Below are 23,480 nucleotides of genomic sequence, written 5' to 3' on the forward strand. Positions count from 1 at the left end.
CGCGACGTGCTGCTGGAACTGCCCCCGGAGACCCGCGTGCTCACCGGCCACGGCCAGGACACCACCATCGGCGACGAAGCCCCGCACCTGGACGAGTGGATCACCCGCGGGCACTGACGGCTACCGCACAACGTCACGCTCCGCCGGTGCGCCCGGACGCGGGCCCTCGCTGCGACACCACCAGCGCCCGGTTCCGTCCTGCACGGCGTGCTCGCCCAGGATTTCCCGGCACGGTCCTGCCGCACGAGGTTTCGCCCCGGTCCCGTCCTCGCAGCTCCTCACCGTCGAGCGGATCGCGGAAACTCCCCCGCAACACGATCGGGCACGGACCTTAACGGTGGCGTAGTCGCCACGAAACACGCACCGCGTCTACTGACATTAGACAGCATCTCCTGCACAGGGCAGTTGCTCAGCGGAGACGCGCCAGCACTACTCCCATCGCAGCCGAGGAGGAGAGCTCCCCGTGACCCACGCCGAGACGATCGACAGGCCGGCCCCCGAGGTCCTCGCCCCGCGCCGGACCAGCGTCCCGACCTGGACCGACCGGCTCCCCCCGTTGGACACCTCGGGACGGCAGTACTTGGTCATCACCGTCGGCGCGGGTGCAGCAGGGGCCGCCGATCGGTGGCGTCGGCAGGCAGCGGACGCGGGCAAGCGGATCCACGTCCTGCACCTGCGGGAACTCCACCCGCGACGCCGCCCGGAGGTGCTGGAAGCCTTGACGGGCCTGCGCGTGGGAGCACGGATCGCCGTCGCGGGCGACGAAGCGGACGTGCTGGAGGTCAGCGCCTGGTGCGCGGGCGCCGGCGTCCTCCCCGAGGAGCTGCTCACCCACGCCGTCTCCCGCACGGTGATCGCCGTCTTCTGCGTGCACTGCGAGAACACCCGGCGTGTGCGCTCACAGCCGGGTGCGCTGTTGGACTGCACCGGGTGCGGCAGGCGCATCGAGGTGCACGAGCACGCCTCCCGGTACCGGGGCAGCTACCTGGCGTCTGCGACCCGCAGCACGGAGGAAGCGTGACCCCCTCTCCAGGTGCCGCCACGGGCACTGCTGCAGGCAGCACCACGGGAGGTTCCGTGCACACGGTGCGGGTGGTTCGCATCGACCAGTTGACCAGCACCGCGCGGCAGTTCGTGACGGTGCGAGCGGACGGACGAGCCCTGCCGGACCACGCCCCCGGCAGCCACGTCGTCGTCACCGCGGGTTCGAAGCGCAACGCCTACTCCTTGACGGGATCGGGCATCGCACCGGCCGAGTTCCGCTTCTCGGTCCTGCGCCGCGGCGACGGCGGTGGATCGGACTGGCTGCACGACAACGTCGCAGTCGGTGACACGCTGCGGATCGAGGGGCCGACCAGCGCCTTCGCCCCGGAGTTCTCCGCCCGCAAGGCCCTGCTCATCGCAGCCGGGATCGGTGTGACGCCGGTGCTCTCGCACCTGCGGGCCGCCCGGGCGTGGGGACGGGACGTCGAGGTGGTCTACGGTTACCGCGCGGGTGCCGCTGCGCACCTCGAGGAAGTGCGCGAACTGGCCGGGCCGCACCTGCGCGAAGCGGTGGGTCGACAGGCGCTGCACGAGGTCCTGCGGGAGCGGCTCGAGGACCAGCCGTGGGGCACCCACGCCTACGCGTGCGGACCACCGGCTGTGGTGGACCTGTTCGAGCAGCAGGCCCACCGGGCGGGGTGGCCGCCGGCACGAGTGCACCTGGAACGCTTCGTCGCACCCGAGCTCGATGCCGGCAGGGCCTTCACCGCCGTGCTGCAGCGCAGCGGGAAGCAGTTGCAGGTCCCCAGCGGCACGAGCCTGCTGGAAGCCGCGCTCGCCGCCGACGTCCCCATCGCCAACATGTGCCGCCAGGGGGTCTGCGGGCAGTGCGTGGTCGCCGTCACCGCCGGCCGCGTGGAGCACCGCGACGCGGTGCTCACCCCCGAGGAGCGGGAGACCCACACGCAGATGCTCGCCTGCGTCTCGCGGGCAGCCGACGACCGGTTGGAGATCGACGCATGAGTGACCTCACCCGCCTGCCGTGGCCGTTCAGCCCCGGCGAGCGCACGTTCCGCTACACCGTCAACGTCGAGCCCGCCAGGCGTCGCGTGGACACGCCGGCCGGTCACTGGGGTTCCCACGTCGTCGACCTGGGAGACGACTACCTGGAGCAGATGGCGCTGCGTCGCGAGGTCCTGGCCCGCGACCCGGGCCGCCGGCAGGTCCTCCCCCACATGGAGCCGGCGTGCTGGGACATGCTGCTGTTCCTGATGCGTGAACTGGCCGCCTCCTACCCGGAGACGATGCACCTGCGCCAGGACGGGCTGGACCTGCACTGGCGCAACGACCTGCTCGGCGTCGAACGTCGCTTCACGCTGGGCGATCGCACGGGTCTGGGCGTGGACCCGTTGACCTTCATCGGCTGCCAGGTGCCCGACGACATCCTCATGGTCAGCGACCGCGGCGGACGGTTGTGGTTCGACGCCGCGCTGGTGACCTGGGCGGCTGCGTGGTCGGTGAAGTTCGACGTCGGCATGAGCCTGGAGGAGGTCCACGGGCCCGTGCCGCGCCTGAACGAGGACGGAACCACCAGCAGGGCGACGCAGTTCATGCGCCGGTTGACCCCGGACGTGGTCTACCGCAGGGTCAACTGGACCTTCTCCGCCCACGGATCGCCCCTGCGCGACATCAGCCTGGAGACGAAGCCGCAGTGGGACGCCGACATCCCCCGGCTGATCGCCGACGGTGACTACGGGCGCCTCCAGCTGCGCATCGAGCTGGAGCACCTGACCCGCCTGCCGCTCAGCGGCGCGCTGACCTTCAACATCCGCACCTACATGGCGCCCCTGGCGGAGATCGCCACGATCCCGGAGTGGAGGGAGCAGCTGGCCGCGGTCGTGGAGGAACTGCCCCAGGACATCGCCGACTACAAGGGCATCGGCGCGTACCGCCACCGGGCCGTGGACTGGCTCCGCCGCGCCTCGGCAGACCACCTCGTCACCACCTGACCGCTCCGCACGTCGAAAGGACCTGCGCATGAACGCCGCAGACACCGCCTGGATCCTCGCCGCCTTCACCGCGGTGAGCCTCATGGTGCCCGGGCTCGCCCTCTTCTACGGGGGCATGACGTCCGTCAAGAGCGCCCTGAACATGATGATGATGGTCCTGGGAGCGGTGGCCGTGGTCGCCGTCCTGTGGGTGGCCTTCGGCTACTCCGCCGTCCTGGGGAACTCCTACGGGGGGCTCGGCCTGCTGGGCGACCTGGGCGAGTACGCCGGTCTCGGCCAGGTGCTCACCGAGGACCCCGAGGCCTCGCTGCCACCGGCGCTCGTCGCGGCGTTCCAGGCGCTGTTCGCCTGCATCACCGTGGCGCTGCTGGCCGGTGGCGTCGCCGACCGGATGCGGTTCAGCAGCTGGCTCGTGCTCGCCGGGCTGTGGGCCGCGCTGGTCTACTTCCCCGTCGCGCACTGGGTGTTCGCCTTCGACTCCGCCGACGGTTCCGTCGTCGGCGGGTGGATCGCCAACGACCTGGCCGCCGTCGACTTCGCCGGCGGCACCGCCGTCCACGTCAACGCCGGCATCGGCACCCTCGCGGTCGTCCTCGTCCTGGGCAAGCGCCTGTCGTGGCCGCGAACCCCTCGGCCGCACAACCTGCCCACCACCCTGCTCGGCGCGGGGATCCTCTGGTTCGGCTGGTTCGGGTTCAACGGCGGCTCGGCCCTGTCGGCGGGCAACAGCGCGGCCGTCGTGGTGCTCACCACGTTCTGCGCGAGCTGCAGCGGCCTGCTGGGCTGGCTGCTCGTGGAGCGCGTGCGCGACGGTCACGCCACCACGCTCGGCGCGGTCTCGGGGATCATCGCCGGTCTCGTCGCCATCACCCCGGCGTGCGGCGCCGTCAGCCCGGTCGGGGCCCTCGTCGTCGGTGCGGTGGCCGGGGCCGTCTGCCCGCTGGCCATCGGGCTCAAGCGCCGGTTCGGCTACGACGACGCGCTCGACGTCGTCGGGGTGCACCTCGTGGGCGGGGTCGTCGGAACGCTGCTCGTCGGCTTCCTCGGCACCTCCGACGCACCCAGCGGCCGCGACGGCCTCCTCCACGGCGGCGGGTTCGGGCTCCTCGGGGTGCAGGCGGCGGCGGTGGGTGCGGTGCTCGCCTACTCCTTCGTCGTGACCCTCCTGATCGCCCTCGTGCTCGACAAGACGATGGGGCTGCGCCTGCCGGCGGAGGCCGAGGAGGCCGGGGTGGACCTCAGCGTGCACGCCGAGACCGCGTACGACCTCGCCCCGTCCGGTGCCGGGGTGCCCGAGGCTCCGGCCGTCCCCGGCGCGCACGAACGCATCACCGCCCACCCGACCCGGTCGGAGGTCCCGCCGCAGCCGGCGGCTGCGGCACCCACCGCCGGCGTGCACGGGGAGGGGTGAGGACACCGTGCAGCTCGTCACCGCCATCATCAGACCGCACGCGCTCGACGGCGCCAGGACGGTCCTGCAGGCGTTCGGCGTCCGGGGCGTGACCGTCTCGGAAGCCAGCGGCCACGGCCGCCAGCGCGGCCACACCGAGGTCTACCGCGGCGCGGAGCACACCGTCGACCTCGTCCCCAAGGTCCGCCTGGAGGTCCTCGTCGAGGACGTCGACGCGCCCGCCGTGGTGGACCTGCTCGTCGACAGCGCCCGCACGGGCCGCACCGGCGACGGCAAGGTGTGGACGGCCCCCGTCCACGACGTCGTGCGCGTCCGCACCGGGGAACACGGCGCAGCCGCCCTCTGACCGCGGCCTGGGGGCCACCCCGGCGGTGGCCCCTCACGCCGCCGCGGCCGCCGCCTCCGGCACCCGCAGGCGCCACGCCCCACCGTGCCGCTGAACCTCCGCCACCACCAGCGCCCGCGCACCCCGCGGGGCGTCCACGGTGGCGAACGCCAGCACCGACCCGTTCGGCGCGCGCACCCCCAGCACCAGCGGACCCACCTCGGCGAACGCCAGCCCGGCCGGCGCCTCGGCGACGACCAGCACGCGCTCCACGTCGCGCGGGGAGGCGTCCAGGTGCAGCCACACCTCCGCCTCCCCGGCGGTGTCGACGTCCAGCACGACGGTGCCGTCCAGGGAGGCGCGGGTGGTGCGCAGCACCGCGCCGAGGGGCAGACCGAGCGCGTCGGCGCGCTGCACGACGACCTCCACGGGGTGGGCGGCGCGCGCCCACCGCACGTCCAGCAGCCACGGACGGCCGCTGGGCGGCAGGTCGAGCACCTCCCCGGGCGCGAGGACCCGCCGCTCCGCCGGTGCAGCACCCGACGGCGCGGCCGCGCGGCGGGACGAGCGCGGCCGCGCCGGGGGCGGCTCGGTGGAGCAGCGCGTCAGCGGCAGGTCCAGGTCGCACGCCGCGGCGGCGCGCAGCGCGTGGCGCAGCACCTCCACGAGGACGCGGGTGTCGTCCTCCGCGTCGTGGGCGCGCAGCTGCTCCACGCCCCAGTGCGCGGCCAGGGTCGCCAGCTTCAGGTCCGCGACCGGCAGGTCGAGGCGCTTGGCGAGGTTGCGCGTGCACAGCCGCTGCTCCACGGCCAGCTCCACCCCGGCGCGGCGCATCTCGGCGGCCACGAAGCCCCAGTCGAAGACGGCGTTGTGGGCGACGAAGACCCGCCCGGCCAGCAGGTCCGCCAGCTGCTCGGCGACGTCGGCGAACAGGGGCGCACCCTGCAGGCGCTCGGCGGTGATCCCGTGCACGTGCACCGGGCCCGGGTCGCGCTGCGGGTCCACGAGCGTGGACCAGGACGACTCCACGTCGCCGTGCTCGTCCAGGAGGGTCACCGCGACCTGCACGACGCGGTCCTTCGCGGCGGAGAAGCCGGTGGTCTCCACGTCCAGGGCCGCGTAGCGGTGCGGGTAACGCGCACCGATCGACGTCGGGTCCGGGGGGTCCTCCGGGAGGACGGGTCCGGGGTGCAGCGACGTCATCGTGGATCTCCTAGCGTGGGGAAGTACCACGACGGTGCCACGCCGGTCGGACACCCGACGCGCAACGACACGGCCCGTGCGCTCCCCACCCCCGTTCGGTGACGTAGCGTCCACCGGTGAGCACGATCCCGGACCCGCTGGAGGTCGGTGCCCGCGTCGCCGAGCTGCTCGCCACCGGGCGGCGCGTCTCCACCTACAAGCTCGCGGTCCTCTCCGCGCTCGTGCAGCACTGCCTGGAGCACCCCACCGCACCGGACGCACCGCTGCGGGTGCCGATCGAGGACCTCGCCGACCGCGTCGTCGACCTGTACTGGCCGCAGGTGCGCACCTTCTCCGAGGTGGGCGTCCTGCGGCAGAACGAGCAGTCCGGGCGCTCGCTGCCCGACGTGGTGCGGGAGCTGCGCACCGCCGCGGAGGCCGCCGGGCTCACCACCCCCGCCCAGCTGCGCGCCGCCGAGCCCGCCCTCCACGCCCGGCACCGCCGAGCGATCGCGCAGACCCTCGCCCGGCAGCCCCTGTTCGCCCTCCAGCGCACCGGCACCTCCGTCCCCGGCGCGCCCTTCCTGTACGACGACACCTGGTTGCACAAGAAGACCACCGTCGCCGAGCTCGACGCCCACGGCTGGAGCATCGACCTGCACCCCGGTGTCGCGACCGCCCTGGCACGCACCGCCGGGCTGCTGCAGCCGGTCCTGCGGCAGTGGTGGGTCGCCGACGTGCAGCGCATGAACGCCACGGAGCTCGACGCCCCCGACCTGCACGGCTTCCTGTTCGGCGCCGCACGCAGCGCCGTCGCGCGCCTCGCGCCGGCGCTCGCGGACCTGCAGGGCGGCCGCTGCTTCTACTGCGACGGGCACCTGCGCACCGGCACTCACGTCGACCACGTCCTGCCCTGGTCGCGCGTCGCCCTCGACGGAGTGGTGAACCTCGTCGCCGCCGACGCCCGCTGCAACCTCGCCAAGGCCGCGACCCTGCCCGCCCTCGAGCACGTCGTGCGAGCCCTCGCCCGGCCGGACGGCGACCTGCGCACCGTGGCGGCTCCGCTGCGCTGGCCGCTGGAGCGCGACCGGGTCACCGGAGCCTCGGTGGGCCTGTACGGCACCAGCCCGCCCGGGACACCCCTGTGGCGCGGGCCGGGGGTGTTCGACCTGCTGCGCGCCGGCGACGGCGCACGGTTCGCCGCCTGACCGGGGTTTCCCACAGCCGGACGGGTGACGGCAGCGGACGCCGCACCCCGCGCCCTACCGTCCCCGCGTGCACCCCGTGACCCGCACCCTGCTCTCATGCGCCGTCGCCGCCGCGGCGATCGCGCTCCTGGGCGCCTGCGGGGAGGAGGCACCGGTGGCCGAACCGCCGCCGCCCGCGCCCGCGAGCGCCGCGGCCGCGGTCCACTCCCCCGCGGTGACGCAGGTACCCACCGCGTCCCCGACCCCCACGGCACCCGCCCTCCCGCGGCCGACGTTCGAATCGGCGGGTTTCACCGAGGACGACGCCATCGCGTTCGCGGGGCACTACTTGAACGTCTTGAACTACGCGCGGGCCACGGGGGACTCGGATGCGATCCGAGCGATCAGCGAACCGGATTGTGGGGCGTGCAAAGACGATGCCGAGGTAGTCGATGCCGCCCACGCTCGAGGTGTTACATGGGAAAACAATACTTCTCACTTTAAGTCCGCGCGCATCGAGCACTTCGACCCAGCGAACGGCGAAGCAGAAGTACAAATGCACATGTATTCCACCGAAGGTCGCTTGATCAACCCCGACAGCTCAACCCTTAAGAGCACTGAAGGCATGGAGTTCAACGGGCTCATGCAACTGAAGTTCCACGGCAACAGGTGGTTCATCTGGGAGATGCCTCGTTGAGAGCGCAAGCCACGGCGGCAGCAGTATTTTCCTTAGCACTGTTGGCTCCACCAGTCGAGCAGTCGGCAGCAGTCCCACAGGGGACGACTTGGGCTGGGCACACCAGCCTCAACGACGTCCTCGTGGCCGGCGCGACGACACGTCCTGGTCATTCGACTGCCGGGTCACGACGGAACCACCCTCAGGAGCGAGCCCCCAACCGCGAACACATCCTCACCTCCCCCTGCGCCGGCCCCGACGAGCCCCGCAACGGCAGCGATGCCGGGTGCAGCGCGTCCACCCTCTGCGGTCCCGGCGAGGTGTTCCTCACGGACTGGAGCCGACCGGCGGGCGGGGCGGGACCGTGGCGGCGCGGCGCAAGTTCCTGCCGCTCCACGGCGACCGCGACGGGCCAACCCCTCGTGCTGCCGACGATCACGGTGGCGGACGTGCGCCGCGTCGGCCTGCCGCCGTCGACCGCCGGCCTGCAACCGGCGGGCGGCGACGTGGTGCTCAACGTCCCGGTGAACGTGTACGTGCAGTCCGCGCAGGTCACGCGGGACGTGCAGGTGCTGGGTTTCCCGGTGACGATCCGGGCGACCCCGGCGAGCTTCACCTGGACGTTCGGCGACGGCGGTTCACTGGGCCCCACGACGGACCCCGGCGCCCCCTACCCGGCGATGTCCACGACGCACACGTACACCCGCCCCGGCACGTACCCGGTGACGCTGACGACGACCTACTCCGCGGAGTTCTCGGTCGCCGGCCTGCCGTTCGAGCCCGTGGACGGCACCGTCGACGTCGCCTCCCCCACCGCCACCCTCACCGCGCACGCCGGGACGACCGTCCTGACGCGCTGAGGTCCCGGCCGGCGTGGCCGCGGAGCCGGCGGGTCCCTCAGCCCGGCGGGCCGGTGCTGGCCCGCTCGACGAACCGGACGGGGGGCCCGGGCCGCGGGCCGGTGCGCCCGTGCAGCAGCAGGTCCAGCACCGCCCGCCCCAGCCGCACGCCGTGCTCGTGCACGTCCAGGCTCAGCGCGGACAAGGCCGGCACGGCCAGCTCGCACAGCGCCGAGTCGTCGCACGCGAGCAGGCTCACCCGGCCGGGCACGTCGACGCCGCGGTGGACCAGGTCCTCCAGGGCGGCGACGGCCATGACGTCGTTGTCGAAGACCAGTGCGGTCGGCGGGTCCGCGACGGACAGCAGTTCCTGCGCCGCCGCGGCGCCGCGCGGGCCCGTGTAGTCGGCCTCGGCGAGCCGGACGTCCAGACCGCTCCGCTCGGCCTCCTCGAGCATCCCGGCGGTGCGCTCACGGGTGTGCACGAGGTCGCCGGGCCCGGCGACGCGGCCGACGACGCGGTGCCCGTGGGAGGACAGCAACCGCAGCGCGGTGCGCATCGCGCCGGCGTCGTCGGTGACGACGCTCGCGAACCCCGCGTCGGGGTGGTGCCCGGCCAGGACGGTGGGCAGACCGATCCCGCGCAGCGCCGCGGGGCGCACGTCGTCGGCGGTGAGGTTCACGACGACGACCGCTTCGACGGTGCCGTGCCGCGCCCAGCGCCGGTAGGTGGCGACCTCGTCGGCGACGTCGGCGACGACGAGCAGCAGCACGCTGCGCCCCTGGGGCCGCAGCTGCGCCTCCATCCCGGCGATGAGCTCCATGAAGAACGGTTCGACGCCGACGCGGGGGGCGCCGCCGGCCAGCACGAGCCCGATGAGCCCGCTGCCCGGCACCGCCCCCGGCGTCCTCCTCGGCGTCACCCGCCGATTGTCCACCCCACCGCTGTCAAGCGGACACCACCGCGGAGGTGCGCAGCACCAGCGGACCGGTGAACTCCGCGGGGTCGACCGCGGCGCGCGAGTTGACCCGGAAGACGTGCTCCTCCCCCGGGAGCAGGGTGACGAGCATGTCGTCGACCTCGGCGTCAGGGGCGACGCGGTCGGCCAGGACCGCCACGTCCCGGGCCAGCGAGCGGGCGCGGACCCGCACCTCGTACCCGCCCTCGACGGCGCGTGCGTCCGCCTCCAGCGCGTCGGCCGCCACCGGAAGGTCCTTGTCCTCCACGGGGGAGAACACCGAACGGAGGCCCCCGACGTCGGCGACGAACAGGTCCGTGCCGCCGAGCGCGCCGTCGAGCACGGGCACCGCCTGCACCGCGGTGCCGCGTGCAGCCACCCGCACCCCGATCCACTCGCTCGCGAGCACCTCCCCGGAGGCGTCGACGCGCCGCACGAGCGCGTCGGCGACCCACTCCTGCGCGGTGTCGTTGACGAGCACCAGACGCAACCGCCCCTCGCGCGGCTGCAGGGTGACCAGGCGCGGGGCGTGCGCCGCACGCAGCGCGTACCAGGCGGGCTTGAGGCGACCGTCGCCGTCGACGACGGACCACGACGTCACGGGCCAGCAGTCGTTGATCTGCCACAGGACGCTGCCCATGGTGCGCGGGGACCACGAGCGCAGGTGCTCCACGGCGAACGACGTGGCCCGCGCCTGGTTCAGCTGGGTGGCCCAGTGCCAGTCGGCGAAGTCCTGCGGCACCTCGAAGTGGTGCGCCAGACCCCGGTCGAGCTTGCCGTTGCCGTCCTCGGCCTTCTGGTGCAGCAGGAACGCGGGGGAGTCCTTGCGCAGGTCCTCCGGTGCGAGCGCACGGGTGAGGGTCGCCCAGGTGGGCGGGGCCTGCCAGCCGAACTCCGAGCAGAAGCGCGGCACGGCGTCGAGGTGGTGGGTGTAGTCCTCGCGGTTCCACACCTCCCACTGGTGGTGGGTGCCGTGGTCCGGGTCGTTGGGGTGCAGCTCGCTCGCGGGCACTCCCGGGTTGGCGGGGCTGCCCGGGGAGTAGGGGCGTGACGGGTCCAGTTCGGCGAGCAGCGAGGGGAACAGCTCGTCGTAGTAGCCCGCGCCCCAGGTGGCGCCGGCGAGGTCCTCCTTCCAGCCCCAGTCCTCGTGTCCCCAGACGTTCTCGTTGCCGCCGTTCCAGACGACCAGCGAGGGGTGCGGGCTCAGCCGCACGACGTTGTCGCGGACCTCGGCGAGGAACTCCGAGCGCAGCGGTTCCTCCTCCGCGTACGCCGCGCAGGCGAGCAGGAAATCCTGCCACACCAGCAGGCCCTTCTCGTCGGCGAGGTCGTAGAAGTCGTCGGACTCGAAGACGCCGCCGCCCCACACGCGCAGGAGGTTGACGTTCGCGCCGAGCGCGCGGTCGAGGGCGGCGGCGTAGTCGTCACGGGTGAGGCGGGTCAGCAGGTGGTCCTCGGGGATCCAGTTCACCCCGCGCACGAACACCGGAACGCCGTTGACGAGCAGGGTGAACCGGGAGCCGTGCTCGTCGGGGGCGGTGTCGATCGCCACGGAGCGGAAAGCTGTGCGCAGCGCCCGCGAGTCCAGGTCCCGGTCGCCGGCGGACAGGTGGACCTGGAGGTCAACGAGGGGCTGCTCGCCGTACCCCACGGGCCACCACACGGGCGCGCCCGGCACCTCCAGCAGCACGACGGCCGCCGTGGCGCCCGGCGCCAGGCGCACGGTGCCGGCGACGCCCAGCGCGGGCAACCGGGCTTCGACGAGCAACTCACCGGCCTCCTCCAGCCCGGAACGTTCGACGTCGACGTGCACGGCGAGGCGGCCGGTGCTGCCGTCCAGCGAGGCCAGCGGTCGCACCGCCGCCAGGCGCGCGGTGCGCCAGCGCTGCACGCGCACCGGCCGCCAGATCCCCGCGGTCTGCAGGTCCGGGCCCCAGTCCCAGCCGAAGCTGCACGCCATCTTGCGCACCGCGTTGACGGGGTGCGGGTAGGCGCGGGGCCGGCGGCCCAGCTGCGCCTCGACCTTCTCGGCGTGCTCGAGGGCGGAGTCGAACCTCACCGTGAGCCGGTTCGCGCCGGTGAGCAGCTCACGGACGTCGATGCGGTAGGTGCGGTGCATGTTCCGGGTGCTGGCGACCTCGGTGCCGTCGATCGTCACCGTGGCCACGGTGTCCAGGCCCTCGAACACCAGGTCGACGCGCTCACCCGGTTCGGCGGCCGGTTCGGCGAGGTCGGTCTCGTACCTCCACGCGGAGCGGTGGAACCAGGCCCAGTCGCTCTCGTGGACGCCGAGGTACGGGTCGGGCAGCTCACCGGTGGCGAGCAGGTCGACGTGGACGGTACCGGGCACCGTGGCGGGCAGGGCGCGCCCGGCGACCACGGCGGGCACGTCACCGCCGACGGCGCGCACGGTCCAGCCGGCGTGGAGGTCCTTGCTGATCATCGGGCTGTTCCTGTCGTCGGGACGGGGGTGGGCTGGGGACGGCTGCCGGCACCACGGGGGTGAAATGATCCGGGAGTGTCCGGGACCGAGGGGGCGCCGCCGCGGCGGCCGAGCGCCCGGGAACGCGTGCTGGACGCGATCCGGGCGCACGAGCAGCTCAGCCGGGTGGAGCTGGCGGCGGCCACCGGCCTGACCGAGGCGTCGATCTCCACGACGGTGCGCCGGCTGATCTCCGACGGGTTGCTGGTGGAGACTGGCCGCACTCCCACGGCGGGCAAGCCGCGCACGCTGCTGCGGCTGGACCCCGGCGCCAGGTTCGCGGTCGGGGTGCACGTGGACGCCACGACCACGACGCTGGTGCTGACGGGGCAGACGGGTGGGGTCATCTCCCGCACCGCCCGCCCGGCACGTGCGAGCGGCGCGGAGCTGGGCGCGGACGTGGCGCTGCTGCTGGACGCCTCGGGCGTGGACCACCGTCGCTGCCTGGGCCTGGGCCTGGTGTGGGCCGAGCGGTCGACGGCCGTGCCGGCGGAGCTGGTCGCCGAACTGGCCCGCGCGACGGGCCGGCCGGTGCTCGTGGAGAACGACGCGACGGCCGCCGCGGTGGGCGAGTACTGGGTGGCACGTCTGGACTCCCGTCGGTCGTTCATCGCGCTGTACATGGGTTCGGGCATCGGGTCGGGGATCGTGCTGGACGGGCGACCGCTGCGGGGCCGCGGGCCGGGCGCCGGGGAGTTCGGGCACGTGTGCCTGCAGGTCGACGGTCCGCGGTGCTGGTGCGGCGCGCGCGGTTGCCTGGAGGTGCTGGCCGGGCCGGCGGCGGTCGTGGGCCGTGCCCGGGCCGACGCCGTCACCCGAGCCGAGGCCGGCCTGGCGGCGCACCCGGCGAACCCGGTGGCTCTGGAGTTCGCGGCGGTGGCCCGCGCCGCCCGCACCGGTGCTCCCGGGTGCCGGGCGCTGCTGGAGGACTCGGCCAGGCTGGTGGCCGCGGCGGCCGAGTCGGCGGTGAACCTGCTGGACGTGGACCTCGTGGTGCTCACCGGTCCGAGCTTCGCCGCATCCGCCTCGGTGTACGGTCCGGCGATCACCGAGCGGCTGGCGGCGGCGGACGCGCGGACCTGGCACCGCGAGGTCACCGTCACCGTCTCCAGCGCCGCCGCGACCGCCTCGGCGACGGGCGCCGCCGCACTGGTCCTGCAGCAGCACAACCTCGGGGTCTGACCCGCGCGCTCACCCGGCCAGCTCCCGCAGCCGGCGCTCGGGGTTGGGTGCGGCCTCGGCCAGCAGCCGGGTGTACTCGTGCTGCGGGTTCAGGATGACCTCGTCGGCCGGCCCGCGCTCGACGATCCTCCCCTCGAGCATCACGAGGATCTCGTCGGAGAAGTGCCGGGCCGTGGCCAGGTCGTGGGTGATGTACAGGACCCCGAGGTCCTCCTCGCGCTGCAGACCGGCGAGCAGGTTCAGCACGCCCAGGCGGATCGAGACGTCGAGCATCGACACCGGCTCGTCCGCGACGAGGATGCCGGGCCCGGGGGCCAGGGCGCGGGCGATGGCGACGCGCTGGCGCTGCCCGCCGGACAGCTCGTGCGGGCGGCGCCGGGCGACCTCGTCCGCCGGGGTCAGGCGCACCCGCTCCAGCAGTTCCAGCACGCGTGAGCGCACCTGCGCGCCGGACAGGCCGGGGTGGTGCAGGCGCACCGGCCGCTCGAGGTGGTGCTCGATGGTGTGGTAAGGGTTCAGCGAGGCGAAGGGGTCCTGGAAGACCATCTGGACCGTTCTGCGGTAGTGCGCCAGGCCCCGCCCGCGGTGCTCCACGGGGGCGCCGTCGAGCAGCATGCACCCGGAGGTCGGGCGTTCCAGCTGCATGAGCAGCTTGGCGATGGTGGACTTCCCGCTGCCGCTCTGCCCGACCAGGGCCACGGTGCGCCCCGGTTCCAGCAGCAGGTCCACCCCGTCCACGGCGCGCAGCACGCTGGTGCGCAACCCCTGGCGCAGCTTGTACTCCTTGACGACCTCACGAAGCTCGAGCGTGCTCACGGGTGCTCCTCGTCCCCGCCGGCGCCGGCGGGGTGCACCGCGTCGGCCGCCAGCAGCCTGTCGTCGACCTGCCCGCGCACGAACCCCCCGCGCTCCCCGGTCAGGCTGGGGAAGGAGGCGAGCAGCTTCTCGGTGTACTCGTGCTGCGGGTTCCGGTACAGCTGTGCGGCCGCTCCGCACTCCACGACCCGCCCGGCCCGCATGACCGCGATGCGGTCGCTGATCTCCAGCAGCAGCGGCAGGTCGTGGGTGATGAAGATGACGGCGAAGCCGAGCTCGTCGCGCAGCCGGGTGATCTCGCGCAGGATCTCGCGCTGCACGACGACGTCCAGCGCCGTCGTGGGCTCATCCATGATCATCACCTGGGGTTCCAGGGCGAGGGCCATGGCGATCATCACGCGCTGGCGCATGCCGCCGGACAGCTCGTGCGGGAACGCCCGCAGCCGCGAGCGCTCGACCCCCACGCGCTCGAGGAGTTCCCCGCAACGGCGGCGGCGTTCCACCTTGCCCATCTCGGGGCGGTGCGTGAGGAACACGTCCTCCAGCTGCTCGCGGACGGTGGTGACCGGGTTGAGGGAGTTCATCGCCCCCTGGAACACCAGGGAGACCTTGTCCCAGCGGGTGGAGCGCAGCTCCTCGGGGGCCAGCCTGTTCCAGTCGATCTCGTTGCCCTCGCGCGAGTGGAACACCGCACGGCCGGCGGTGATCGACGCCGGTGGCTTCAGCAGACGCACGATCCCGTACGCGAGGGTGGACTTGCCGCAACCGCTCTCCCCGGCCAGGCCGAGGACCTCCCCGCGGCGCAGCTCCAGCGACACGTCCCGCACGGCGTGCACGACGGGGTCGACCAGGTAGTCGATGCTCATGCCCTCGACCGTGAGGACCGGGTGAGAGTTCACCGCGGCGGGGCCGCGAGCCTCGGCGGGTGCGGTCACCGGGCCACCTCCTGTCGGGGAGCGCTGCGGGGCGGGGTGCGCCACGCGCGACGGGCAGAACGGGTCTGGGTGCGCAGCTTGGGGTTGACGACCTCGTCGATGGAGAAGTTGATGAGCGAGAGCGCCGCACCGAACAGCGCCAGCAGCAGCCCCGGTGGCACGAACCACCACCAGGCACCCAACCGCAGCGCCAGGCCGTTCTGGGCGTAGTAGAGCATCGTGCCCCAGGTGAAGGACCCGGAGGCACCCAGACCGAGGTACGACAGGCCCGCCTCGCCGAGGATGGCGAAGATGACGGCGAACACCATCTGCGAGGCCAGCAGCGGCACGAGGTTCGGCAGGATCTCGACCATCAGGATCCGCCAGCGCTTCTCCCCCGCGACCCGGGCGGCGTGCACGTAGTCGCGGTTCCGCAGGCTGAGGGTCCACCCGCGCAGCACCCGCGCCGAGCCGGCCCAGCTCGTGAGGGACAGCACGAGCGCCACCAGCCAGATGCTCTTGTCCGGAACGTAGCTGGAGATGACGATGACCAGCGGCAGGCCCGGGATGACGAGCATGACGTTGGTGAACAGGGAGAACCCCTCGTCCACCCAGCCACCGGCGTAGGCGCCGACGACCCCGAAGAACGCTGAGAGCGCCAGGGCCAGCACACCCACGACGGCGCCGACCAGCAGGGAGCCGCGGGTGGCGTGCGCCAGCTGCGCCAGGACGTCCTGACCGGTCTGGGTGGTCCCCATCCAGTGCTCAGCGGACGGGCCTGCCAGGCCGACGTCGCTGACCTCGGCGGGGTCGCCCACCAGGAAGGGCCCGAGCACGCCCAGCAGGACGATCAGCCCGCCCAGGACGAGCCCGATGACCAGCTTGGGGGTGCGGGCGAGCGACGGACCACGCCGACGGCCCTCGACGGGCGGGGCCGCCGTGGTGGCGTCCGGTTCCACGGAGGGTGTGGTGGTGGCCAACGTCCGCTCCTCTCAGGCGCGCGCGCGGGTGCGCGGGTCGATGACGGTGTAGAGCAGGTCCACCAGCAGGTTCGCTCCGAGGACGGAGATCGTGATGACGAGGAAGATGCCCTGCATGAGGGCGTAGTCGTTGCTGTTGACGGCCTGCAGCAGCGCCGACCCGATCCCCGGGTAGGAGAACACCGCCTCGGTGACGATGGAGCCGGCCACCACGAACCCGAGTGAGATCGCGAACCCGGAGATCGACGGCAGCACCGCGTTGCGGGCCGCGTAGCGGCGCATGATCCGCCCGGAGCGCAGGCCCTTGGCCTCCGCCGTGACCATGTAGTCCTCGGACAGCGTGGAGACCATCATGTTGCGCATCCCCAGCATCCAGCCCCCGATCGAGGAGAGCACGATCGTCAGCGCCGGCAGCGCGCCGTAGTACGCCACCGACCGCAGGAACGGAAGGTTCCAACCCGGGGAGGTGGTGTAGACGTCGTAGCCGCCGTTGAGGGGGAACAGCGACAAGCCGCTGCCCAGGACGAACAGCAGGATCAGTGCCAGCCAGAAGTACGGGACCGACTGGAACATCGTCGTGACGGGCACGAGGTTGTCGATCCAGGAGCCGCGCTTCCAGCCGGCGAGTGTTCCCAGGCCGACGCCGAGCAGGAACGAGATGAGCGTGGACAGCCCGATCAGGCCGATCGTCCACGGCAGCGTCTGGGAGATGATCTGGTTGACCGATGCGGGGAAGTACGACACGGACACCCCCAGGTCCCCCCGCACGAGGTTGCCCAGGTACTCCCCGTACTGGGACCACAACGACCTGCCGGAATCCGCTCCGAGCAGGGCCTCGATCGACGCCCTGGCCTCGGGGGTGACCGGTCCACGCTGACCCAGCTTGGCCAGCAGGATGTCCACGGGGTTGCCGGGCATCCAGCGCGGGATGAGGAAGTTCAGGGTCAGGGCCGCCCACAGGGCGGCGACGTAGAACCCGATCTTCCAGACGACGTGGCGCACGGTTCCTCCTCGACCGGCCCGGCCGTCAGTCGACGGGCTTGATGGTCGTCAGGACCACACCGTTGTCCCACGACTTCCAGGACGCGGCGAAGGCGTAGCGGTCCTCGTTGGTCGGCCATCCCGTCGCGCGGCTGTTGTTGAACTCCGTCAAGGTGGAGTTCACGTAGATCGGGACGTACGGCAGGTCGTTGACGATCTGTTGCTGGACGGCGGCGTACTGCTGCTTCTGCACGGCCTCGTCGTCGGTGGTGGCGGCCACGGCGATCGCCTCGTCCACGACCGGGTTGGAGTAGCGGGCGTAGTTGCCGTTGTTGCCGGCGGACTCGCCGACCTTCGCGGTGGAGACGGTCGTGAAGCGCGGCTGGTAGGTGTGGTACGGGTTGCTGCTGGCACCCAGGCCGATGGAGTCCAGGCTCAGCTGGTAGGTTCCCTGGACCTGGTTGTTGTTCCACTCGTTGTAAGCCAGCTGCACCGGCTTCAGCTCGATGCCCACGGCCTTCATCTGCTGGGCCATGGCGTCGTTCAGGGAGATGTAGTCGCTCCACCCGGTGACGGTCTGGACGGTCATGGAGAGCCGCTGGCCGTCCTTGGTGCGGATGCCGTCGGCGCCCTCGACCCAGCCGGCGGCGTCCAGGACCTGCTTCGCCTTGGCCGTGTCGGCACCGGAGGGGGTCTCCAGGTGCGCGGGGTCGGCGATCCAGTCGGCGTCGCGCTCGGGGAGCAGCAGCGTCGGCGAACCGGTCGCGGCGAACCCACCGCCGGCGAGCTGGTTGAGCTGGTCGCGGTCCAGGGCGTAGTACATGGCCTGGCGCACGGCGACGTCGGTCTGCGGCCCCTCGCAGCCCAGGCCCGCGTTGGAGCAGGTGAAGATCGACGTCGTCAGGGCCGGGGTGTTGACGTAGGAAAGGTCCTCCTGGTCCTCCAGCAACTGCTCCAGGCCCGGCAGGAAGGCGCTCATCCAGTCGACCTGACCTGCGGTGAGGGCAGCGCTGGCAGCGTCGGCGGTGGCCAGCGAGATGTACCGCACCTCGTTGATCGCAGGCTTGCCCTGCTCCCAGTAGCTCGGGTTCTTCTCCAGCACGTAGCTCTGGCTGTCGATGCTCTTGACCGTGAACGGGCCGGTGCCGACCGGATCGGGGTTCGTCGTCGTGGCCGGGTCCGAGACGGCGCTCCACACGTGCTCGGGGATGATCGGGGTGTTCCCCAGCAGCGACGCCTCCTCGGTGTAGGCGGGGGCGGGAAACGTCAGCACGGCGGTCTGGTCGTCAGAGGCCTCGGCCGAGACGAGCTCGAGGCCGGTCGAGTTGATCTCCGGGGTCTTCGCGATCAGGTCGAAGGTGAACGCGACGTCCTCGGCGGTGAACGGCTCGCCGTCCGACCAGGTCACACCCTGCCGCGTGGTGATGGTCAGCTGGGTGCCGTCTGCGTTCCACGAGTAGCCGGTGCCCAGCATCGGCGTCGGCTCGGACTCGCGGGCGAGGTTGATGTAGTACAGCGGCTGGTAGATCACACCCAGGGTCGGCTGCAGCAGGCCCGGGGAGAAGGGGTTGAAGTTCTCCGTGATCGTGCCGGTGCTCCCGTTGAACACCGTGATGGAGCCCTTGGCGGCACCCCCACCCGCCCCGCCGCCGGAGGCACCGGCGCTGCAACTGGTGACGGTGAGAGCGGTGGTGGCCGCCGCGGCGAGCGCCAGCGCGGCGCACCGGGAGGGGCGGGAGGCGAAGAGCATGACGGTTCCCTCGGTCGGACCGCCGCTGCCGCGGCGGTGCGGGGGGCCCGGACGCACCGCCGACGTCGACGTCGACGTGGCAGAACAGCAACGACCCGGCCGACTCCTTTTTAAGTGGCTTAAGGAAGGGTGTCAAGACCTCGGTGCCCTCGCGGCCGATCGGGCAGGGCACTCCCCCGTGCACGCGACGAGGGCAGCGCGGAGTCAGGGCGGAGTCAGGGCGGAGTCAGGGCGGAGTCAGGGCGGAGTCAGGGCGGAGTCAGGGCGGAGTCAGGGCGGAGTCACCGCCCTCGCGCCGCTGTGAGCCTCCCGCAACCGCTGCTCGGCGCTCTCGTCGGTCACGTTCGGGTTCCCCACCGCAACAGGTGACGCAGGCCCTGCTCACCGGTCAGCCGCTCGAACAGCGACCTCCACCAGCACGCACCAGCGCTCGTGCAGCCGACCGCCGGGGGCCAGGGCCTCCTCGAGCACCTCGTCGCCCACCCGGCACAGGATGGCCCCGCCCTCGAAGTCCACCGGCTCTTCGTCGAGGGCGGCACCCTGCGTGCCAGTCACGGTGGCGACCGCGCCGCGCACGGGCGGGCGGCGCAGCACCTGCGGTCACGGGAGGCATCCCCTCAGGTGCCGTGCCCCGGGGTGGGGCACGTGAGCCCGCGGCGGGTGGTCTTCCCGGATCCGGCGCGCCCAGGTGCGCGCTGTTACGGTTCCCGCAGCACCTGGACCGGACCCGGCGGGAAGGCGAGCACTCCGTGAAGCTGTGCGTCCTCGGCGGTGCGGGTTTCCGCACCCCCTTCGTCCACCAGGCCCTCCTGCGCGACACCGGGTCCCCCCGGGTGCAGGAGGTCGCCCTGCACGACACGGACCCGGTGCGCCTGGCGGGCATGGTGCGCGTCCTGGACGAGATGGCGGCGGGTTTTCCCGACGCCCCGCGGCTGTCCCCCACCACCGAACTGGCGGAGGCTCTGCAGGGCAGCGACTTCGTCTTCGCCGCCGTGCGCATCGGCGGACTGGGCGGACGGTGCTGCGACGAGCGCGTCGCGCTGGACCTGGACGTCCTGGGGCAGGAGACCACCGGCGCGGGCGGTGTCGCGTACGCGTTGCGCACGGTGCCGTTCATGCTGCACGTCGCCGAGCAGGTGCGCCGCCACGCCCCCGGGGCCCACGTCCTGAACTTCACGAACCCCGCAGGCATCGTCACCGAGGCGATGCAAGCAGTCCTGGGCGACAGGGTCCTCGGCATCTGCGACACCCCGGCCGGTTTCGGCCGACGCGCCGCCGACCTGCTCGGCCTGGACCACCGGCGCGTGCAGGTGGACTACGTCGGGCTGAACCACCTGGGCTGGACGCGGCGACTCCTGCACGACGGCACCGACGTCCTGCCCCGGCTGCTGGCCGACGACACCGCCCTCGACGCCCTTGAGGAGGGCCTCGTCTTCGGCAAGGAGTGGCTGCGCACCCTCGGGGCGATCCCCAACGAGTACCTCCACTACTACTACTCCCACCGCGAGGCGCTCCGCAGCGCGCGGACGGCCGCGCAGACCCGGGGGGAGTACCTGCTGCACACCCAGAGCGCCTTCTGGGAGGAGCTGTCCCGCACCCCGGAGGGCGCCGCGGACCTGTGGCGGGCGACGGTGAGCGACCGCAGCGCCAGCTACATGGCCGAAGCGAGGGGCGGCGAGCAGGGACGGCCCGCACACCCCGGCGCCCCGGAGCTGGACCCGTCGCAGCAGGGGTACGCGGGTGTGGCGCTCGGCGTCATGGCGGCCATCAGCAGGGACGAGCGCGCCACGATGATCCTCAACGTGCGCAACCGGGGGACCATCGCCGGGCTGCCCGACGACGCCGTGGTGGAGGTGCCCGCGACGGTGGACGTCAACGGCGCCCACCCGCTGACGACCGACGCCCCGGACCTCCACCAGCTCGGTCTCATGCAACAGGTGAAGGCCGTCGAGCGCCACGCGATCGCCGCGGCCGTGCACGGTGACCGCACCGAGGCGCTGCGGGCGTTCGCCCTGCACCCCCTGGTCGACTCGGTCGCCGTGGCCCGGGAACTGCTGGACGGGTACGTCGAGCGCATCCCCGAGGTCGCGGCGGTGTTCGAGCGCTGAGGTGCCTCAGCGCACCGGGGAGGCGCGCGCTTCGACCTCGGTGTAAGTGCCGGCGGCGGTCTCGACACGGTCCGTGAGGTCGTCGAGGCCGTTCGCCGCCTCCCGCGCCGCTTGCGCGAGGGTGGCGAAGAAGGCGTGCGCCACCTCGGCTGCTCGCCCGGCACACCACTCGCCGACCGCACGGGCCTGCGCGTCGAGGGGTGCGTGGTGCTCCGAGGCGCGCCGCGCGCCGTCGCGCAGGCGCCCGGTCAGGGCGGACACCTCCTCCGTCGTGACGCCGTACCGCACGGTTCAGCCCTCCGCGGCCCGGGGGAAGGACCTCCAGCGCCAGACCAGTCGCTGCAGCCAGCCGCGCAGGTCGGCTGGCAGGACGGCACCTCCCGCTGCAGCGACGGCCGCGTGCAGGTCGTCGTCCCCGAGGCGCGTCAGGTCGTCGAGGTCCCGCACCAGATCCCCGATCACGTGCTCCGGTTCCTGCGCCAGCAGCGCTCGTCGCGCCGACCACGGCTGGGCCTCGAGCCGCTCGAGGGCCGGCCCGAGGTAGGCCCCCAGCAGCGCGCTGGTGCGCGGGCGGCGCCGGGCCGGGCGAGCCGGGGGCAGTTCCGGGTGGACGTCCAGGACGGCGGGGCGCCGGTCCGCGCCGCGCTGCAGGACGAGCGCCGTGCGACGGGTCCCCACGACCGTGGTGGGCGCCGCCAGCAGCACCGTTCGGACTGGTTCCGCGAGCTCAGCCACCACCTCCAGCCGCTGGGACCCGCCGACCTCGCCCAGCCAGCTCCCCACAGCGCTGGAGCGCTGCGTGAGCACCTCGTCGACGACGGCGTCGAGGTCCACGCGGGGGTCGAAGCTCCCCGTGCGGTGCTGGGCGAGCACCTCCATGACGAGGCGTACGCCCCTCCTGACGCCTACCCGCACCTGCGCCTCGAGCCACCCCTCGAACCAGGCCGCCCTCGACGACCACGAAACCCCCTCGGAGGGCTCAGCCGTCCTGCCAGTCACCCGCTGCAGGACCTCCCGAGGATCCTGATCGCGCGGGGCGTCGCGCCACTGCTCGAGAGCCGCAGCCGCCCGGTCCCGATCTCCGGACAGCACTCCTTCCGGTGCCGCCATCGGGTCCAGCCAGTGCTCCCCCGCCGCGTCGGCGGGGGAGGCGAGCAGTTGCAGCAACTCCCAGCGACCTGCCCAGAGCGGGAGGGCCTCCGGCGTCGAGCCGGGGATGCAGGGCGATGCTCCCAAGCGGTCCCGCAAGGTGCGAGTGGTCCAGAGCTCAGCGGTCGCCCGATCGACCCAGCGAGCGGCGCGGTCGACGGGGAGCGTGGCCCGCACGGGCGGGCGGCGGAAGAGCGGCACGGGTCTCCTCGGGGGGTGTGCCGACGACGCTAGCGAGGTCCGCGAGCGAGGCGGTCCCCTCCACAGGCACGCGTCTCCGCGGCGGTCGTCCACAACGCCGCGTATCATTTAAGATGCAAACAATCAGTCAGGAGCAGCCATGCCCAGCGACCGGCGCCTCGCGCTCGGCTTCCTCACCTTCGTGCCCGACCACGGCGGGCCGCAGGGACCAGCCCGCGCGCTCGAGGACGGCCTGGCCCTGGTGGAGCTCGCGGAGGAACTGGGGTTCGACACCGCGTGGGTCAGGGTCCGCCACCACGAGCCCTTCCTCTCCTCACCGATGACCTTCTTCGCCGCCGCGTCCCAGCGGACGTCACGCATCCACCTCGGCACCGGCGTGATCCCCATGCGCTACGAGGACCCGTACCGGCTGGCGGAAGACGCCGCCACGGTGGACCTGCTCAGCGGAGGGCGGCTCGAACTGGGGCTCAGCAACGGCATCCCGCCCGTGGCAGCGACTCTCGACCCCATCCACGGAGCGTCGGAACGCGGCTTCGCGGAGGAAGCGCAGCACCGCATCGCCGCGCTGCGCGACGCCGTCAGCGGCCGAGCGGTGGGAAGGACCGACAGCGGCTACATGAGCGTGCCCGCAGGAAGTGACCTGGTGGTCACACCGCACGCGGCGGGCCTCGAGGACCGGCTCTGGTACGGAGCGGGGAGCGAGGCGACAGCCGTGCGGACCGGAACCCAAGGCTTGCACCTGCAGGTCTCCACCCTGAACACCGAGGAGACCGGCGAACCCTTCGACGTCGTCCAAGCCCGCCAGGTGGTCAGCTACCGGAAGGCCTTCACCGAGTCCGGCCACGCCCACCGCCTCGAACCCCGGGTGAGCGCCGGGCGCATCGTCCTGCCGCTCCTCCACGCGAGGGACGAGCGGGAACACCGCGGATTCCTCGAGGGCTACCGGTCCGGCATGACCGCCGACGGACGCCCGAAGGATGACCCCGCTTCCCCGATCCGCTTCAGCAGCATCTTCAGCGGGGCACCGGATTCGATCACCGAGCGACTGCTGGCCGACGCGGCCCTGCGGGAAGTGGACGAACTGGTGGTCGTCCTGCCGGCTGATGGACCGGTCGAGGCACACCGTCGGGTCCTGACCGCGGTGGCACGAGAGGTCGCGCCCGGTCTCGGGTGGACTTCAGCGTCCTGACGCGGCGCCCTTCTGCGCACCTCGTGCAGAAGGGTGCCTGTCTGCCAACGCACGAAGAGGGGGGGGGGGGGGGGGGTCCCCCCCCCCCCCCCCCGGGCAGCGGGGCCGGTGCCAGCACGGCGGGGGGGGGGGGGCGGGGGGGGTGGTCGGCCGCGGG

Annotated in this window: 22 protein-coding genes and 1 pseudogene; 12 read left to right on the forward strand and 11 right to left on the reverse strand. The window is 72.9% G+C overall.

Going from position 1 to position 23,480, the window contains the following annotated elements:
• The 6 genes and pseudogenes from ACRYR8_RS17015 to ACRYR8_RS17040 form a co-directional block, all read left to right on the forward strand.
• Nucleotides 1-117 (forward strand): annotated as a pseudogene (locus tag ACRYR8_RS17015) (MBL fold metallo-hydrolase); the annotation flags it as partial.
• A 346-nt stretch (nucleotides 118-463) separates the two neighbouring features.
• Nucleotides 464-1,021 carry a dimethylamine monooxygenase subunit DmmA family protein gene (locus ACRYR8_RS17020; protein WP_432485650.1) on the forward strand — a complete coding sequence of 186 codons (558 nt, stop codon included), beginning with the start codon at nucleotides 464-466 and terminating at the stop codon, nucleotides 1,019-1,021.
• 71 nt (nucleotides 1,022-1,092) lie between these two features.
• Nucleotides 1,093-2,007: a PDR/VanB family oxidoreductase gene (locus ACRYR8_RS17025; RefSeq protein ID WP_432485649.1), complete on the forward strand. Its 915-nt coding sequence runs from the start codon at nucleotides 1,093-1,095 to the stop codon at nucleotides 2,005-2,007.
• Nucleotides 2,004-2,993, forward strand: a complete 990-nt coding sequence (locus tag ACRYR8_RS17030; protein WP_432485648.1) for a heme-dependent oxidative N-demethylase family protein — start codon at nucleotides 2,004-2,006, stop codon at nucleotides 2,991-2,993. Before ACRYR8_RS17025 ends, ACRYR8_RS17030 begins: the two co-directional genes overlap by 4 nt.
• Before the next feature lie 28 nt (nucleotides 2,994-3,021).
• On the forward strand, nucleotides 3,022-4,404 hold the full coding sequence (locus ACRYR8_RS17035; RefSeq protein WP_432485647.1) for an ammonium transporter: 1,383 nt from the start codon (nucleotides 3,022-3,024) through the stop codon (nucleotides 4,402-4,404).
• Between the two features lie 7 nt (nucleotides 4,405-4,411).
• Nucleotides 4,412-4,750, forward strand: coding sequence for a P-II family nitrogen regulator (locus tag ACRYR8_RS17040; protein WP_432485646.1), 339 nt, complete (start codon nucleotides 4,412-4,414; stop codon nucleotides 4,748-4,750).
• A gap of 33 nt (nucleotides 4,751-4,783) precedes the next feature.
• On the opposite strand, the gene ACRYR8_RS17045 is transcribed toward ACRYR8_RS17040, so the two are convergent.
• On the reverse strand, nucleotides 4,784-5,932 hold the full coding sequence (locus tag ACRYR8_RS17045) for an exonuclease domain-containing protein (RefSeq protein ID WP_432485645.1): 1,149 nt from the start codon (nucleotides 5,930-5,932) through the stop codon (nucleotides 4,784-4,786).
• A gap of 116 nt (nucleotides 5,933-6,048) precedes the next feature.
• Here ACRYR8_RS17045 and ACRYR8_RS17050 point away from each other — a divergent pair, with 116 nt between their 5' ends.
• The 3 genes from ACRYR8_RS17050 to ACRYR8_RS17060 all read left to right on the forward strand — a co-directional run bounded on the left by ACRYR8_RS17050 (nucleotide 6,049) and on the right by ACRYR8_RS17060 (nucleotide 8,634).
• Nucleotides 6,049-7,119: an HNH endonuclease gene (locus tag ACRYR8_RS17050; RefSeq protein WP_432485644.1), complete on the forward strand. Its 1,071-nt coding sequence runs from the start codon at nucleotides 6,049-6,051 to the stop codon at nucleotides 7,117-7,119.
• Nucleotides 7,120-7,186: 67 nt separating this feature from the next.
• On the forward strand, nucleotides 7,187-7,795 hold the full coding sequence (locus ACRYR8_RS17055; RefSeq protein WP_432485643.1) for a DUF6318 family protein: 609 nt from the start codon (nucleotides 7,187-7,189) through the stop codon (nucleotides 7,793-7,795).
• 401 nt (nucleotides 7,796-8,196) lie between these two features.
• Nucleotides 8,197-8,634, forward strand: coding sequence for a PKD domain-containing protein (locus ACRYR8_RS17060; RefSeq protein WP_432485642.1), 438 nt, complete (start codon nucleotides 8,197-8,199; stop codon nucleotides 8,632-8,634).
• Between the two features lie 37 nt (nucleotides 8,635-8,671).
• On the opposite strand, the gene ACRYR8_RS17065 is transcribed toward ACRYR8_RS17060, so the two are convergent.
• On the reverse strand, nucleotides 8,672-9,535 hold the full coding sequence (locus ACRYR8_RS17065; protein ID WP_432485641.1) for a LacI family DNA-binding transcriptional regulator: 864 nt from the start codon (nucleotides 9,533-9,535) through the stop codon (nucleotides 8,672-8,674).
• A 25-nt stretch (nucleotides 9,536-9,560) separates the two neighbouring features.
• Nucleotides 9,561-12,014 (reverse strand): glycoside hydrolase family 2 protein, encoded by a 2,454-nt coding sequence (locus ACRYR8_RS17070; protein WP_432485640.1) that lies wholly within the window; start codon nucleotides 12,012-12,014, stop codon nucleotides 9,561-9,563.
• A gap of 75 nt (nucleotides 12,015-12,089) precedes the next feature.
• Between ACRYR8_RS17070 and ACRYR8_RS17075 the strand changes: the two genes are divergently transcribed.
• Nucleotides 12,090-13,235, forward strand: a complete 1,146-nt coding sequence (locus ACRYR8_RS17075; RefSeq protein ID WP_432485639.1) for an ROK family transcriptional regulator — start codon at nucleotides 12,090-12,092, stop codon at nucleotides 13,233-13,235.
• Between the two features lie 9 nt (nucleotides 13,236-13,244).
• On the opposite strand, the gene ACRYR8_RS17080 is transcribed toward ACRYR8_RS17075, so the two are convergent.
• The 6 genes from ACRYR8_RS17080 to ACRYR8_RS17105 form a co-directional block, all read right to left on the reverse strand.
• The gene (locus tag ACRYR8_RS17080; protein WP_432485638.1) at nucleotides 13,245-14,051 is read right to left on the reverse strand and encodes an ABC transporter ATP-binding protein; all 807 of its coding nucleotides are present in this window, start codon (nucleotides 14,049-14,051) and stop codon (nucleotides 13,245-13,247) included.
• The gene (locus tag ACRYR8_RS17085; protein ID WP_432485651.1) at nucleotides 14,048-14,917 is read right to left on the reverse strand and encodes an ABC transporter ATP-binding protein; all 870 of its coding nucleotides are present in this window, start codon (nucleotides 14,915-14,917) and stop codon (nucleotides 14,048-14,050) included. The genes ACRYR8_RS17080 and ACRYR8_RS17085 overlap by 4 nt, the downstream gene beginning before the upstream one ends.
• Nucleotides 14,918-14,982: 65 nt before the next feature.
• Nucleotides 14,983-15,945: an ABC transporter permease gene (locus tag ACRYR8_RS17090; RefSeq protein ID WP_432485637.1), complete on the reverse strand. Its 963-nt coding sequence runs from the start codon at nucleotides 15,943-15,945 to the stop codon at nucleotides 14,983-14,985.
• 12 nt (nucleotides 15,946-15,957) lie between these two features.
• Nucleotides 15,958-16,947: an ABC transporter permease gene (locus ACRYR8_RS17095; RefSeq protein WP_432485636.1), complete on the reverse strand. Its 990-nt coding sequence runs from the start codon at nucleotides 16,945-16,947 to the stop codon at nucleotides 15,958-15,960.
• 25 nt (nucleotides 16,948-16,972) lie between these two features.
• Nucleotides 16,973-18,676, reverse strand: a complete 1,704-nt coding sequence (locus ACRYR8_RS17100; RefSeq protein WP_432485635.1) for an ABC transporter substrate-binding protein — start codon at nucleotides 18,674-18,676, stop codon at nucleotides 16,973-16,975.
• Nucleotides 18,677-19,057: 381 nt separating this feature from the next.
• Nucleotides 19,058-19,231: a hypothetical protein gene (locus ACRYR8_RS17105; RefSeq protein WP_432485634.1), complete on the reverse strand. Its 174-nt coding sequence runs from the start codon at nucleotides 19,229-19,231 to the stop codon at nucleotides 19,058-19,060.
• 194 nt (nucleotides 19,232-19,425) lie between these two features.
• Between ACRYR8_RS17105 and ACRYR8_RS17110 the strand changes: the two genes are divergently transcribed.
• Nucleotides 19,426-20,784: a 6-phospho-beta-glucosidase gene (locus ACRYR8_RS17110; RefSeq protein ID WP_432485633.1), complete on the forward strand. Its 1,359-nt coding sequence runs from the start codon at nucleotides 19,426-19,428 to the stop codon at nucleotides 20,782-20,784.
• Between the two features lie 6 nt (nucleotides 20,785-20,790).
• Here ACRYR8_RS17110 and ACRYR8_RS17115 read toward each other — a convergent pair whose 3' ends face one another.
• Nucleotides 20,791-21,072, reverse strand: a complete 282-nt coding sequence (locus tag ACRYR8_RS17115) for a WXG100 family type VII secretion target (RefSeq protein WP_432485632.1) — start codon at nucleotides 21,070-21,072, stop codon at nucleotides 20,791-20,793.
• 3 nt (nucleotides 21,073-21,075) lie between these two features.
• Nucleotides 21,076-21,663, reverse strand: coding sequence for a hypothetical protein (locus tag ACRYR8_RS17120; RefSeq protein WP_432485631.1), 588 nt, complete (start codon nucleotides 21,661-21,663; stop codon nucleotides 21,076-21,078).
• A gap of 610 nt (nucleotides 21,664-22,273) precedes the next feature.
• Here ACRYR8_RS17120 and ACRYR8_RS17125 point away from each other — a divergent pair.
• A complete protein-coding gene (locus ACRYR8_RS17125; protein ID WP_432485630.1) occupies nucleotides 22,274-23,323 on the forward strand; it encodes an LLM class flavin-dependent oxidoreductase in 1,050 nt (349 codons plus the stop codon).
• Nucleotides 23,324-23,480: the final 157 nt, after the last annotated feature.

Source organism: Kineococcus esterisolvens (assembly GCF_050871405.1).
In the GTDB taxonomy this organism is placed as follows: Bacteria; Actinomycetota; Actinomycetes; order Actinomycetales; family Kineococcaceae; genus Kineococcus.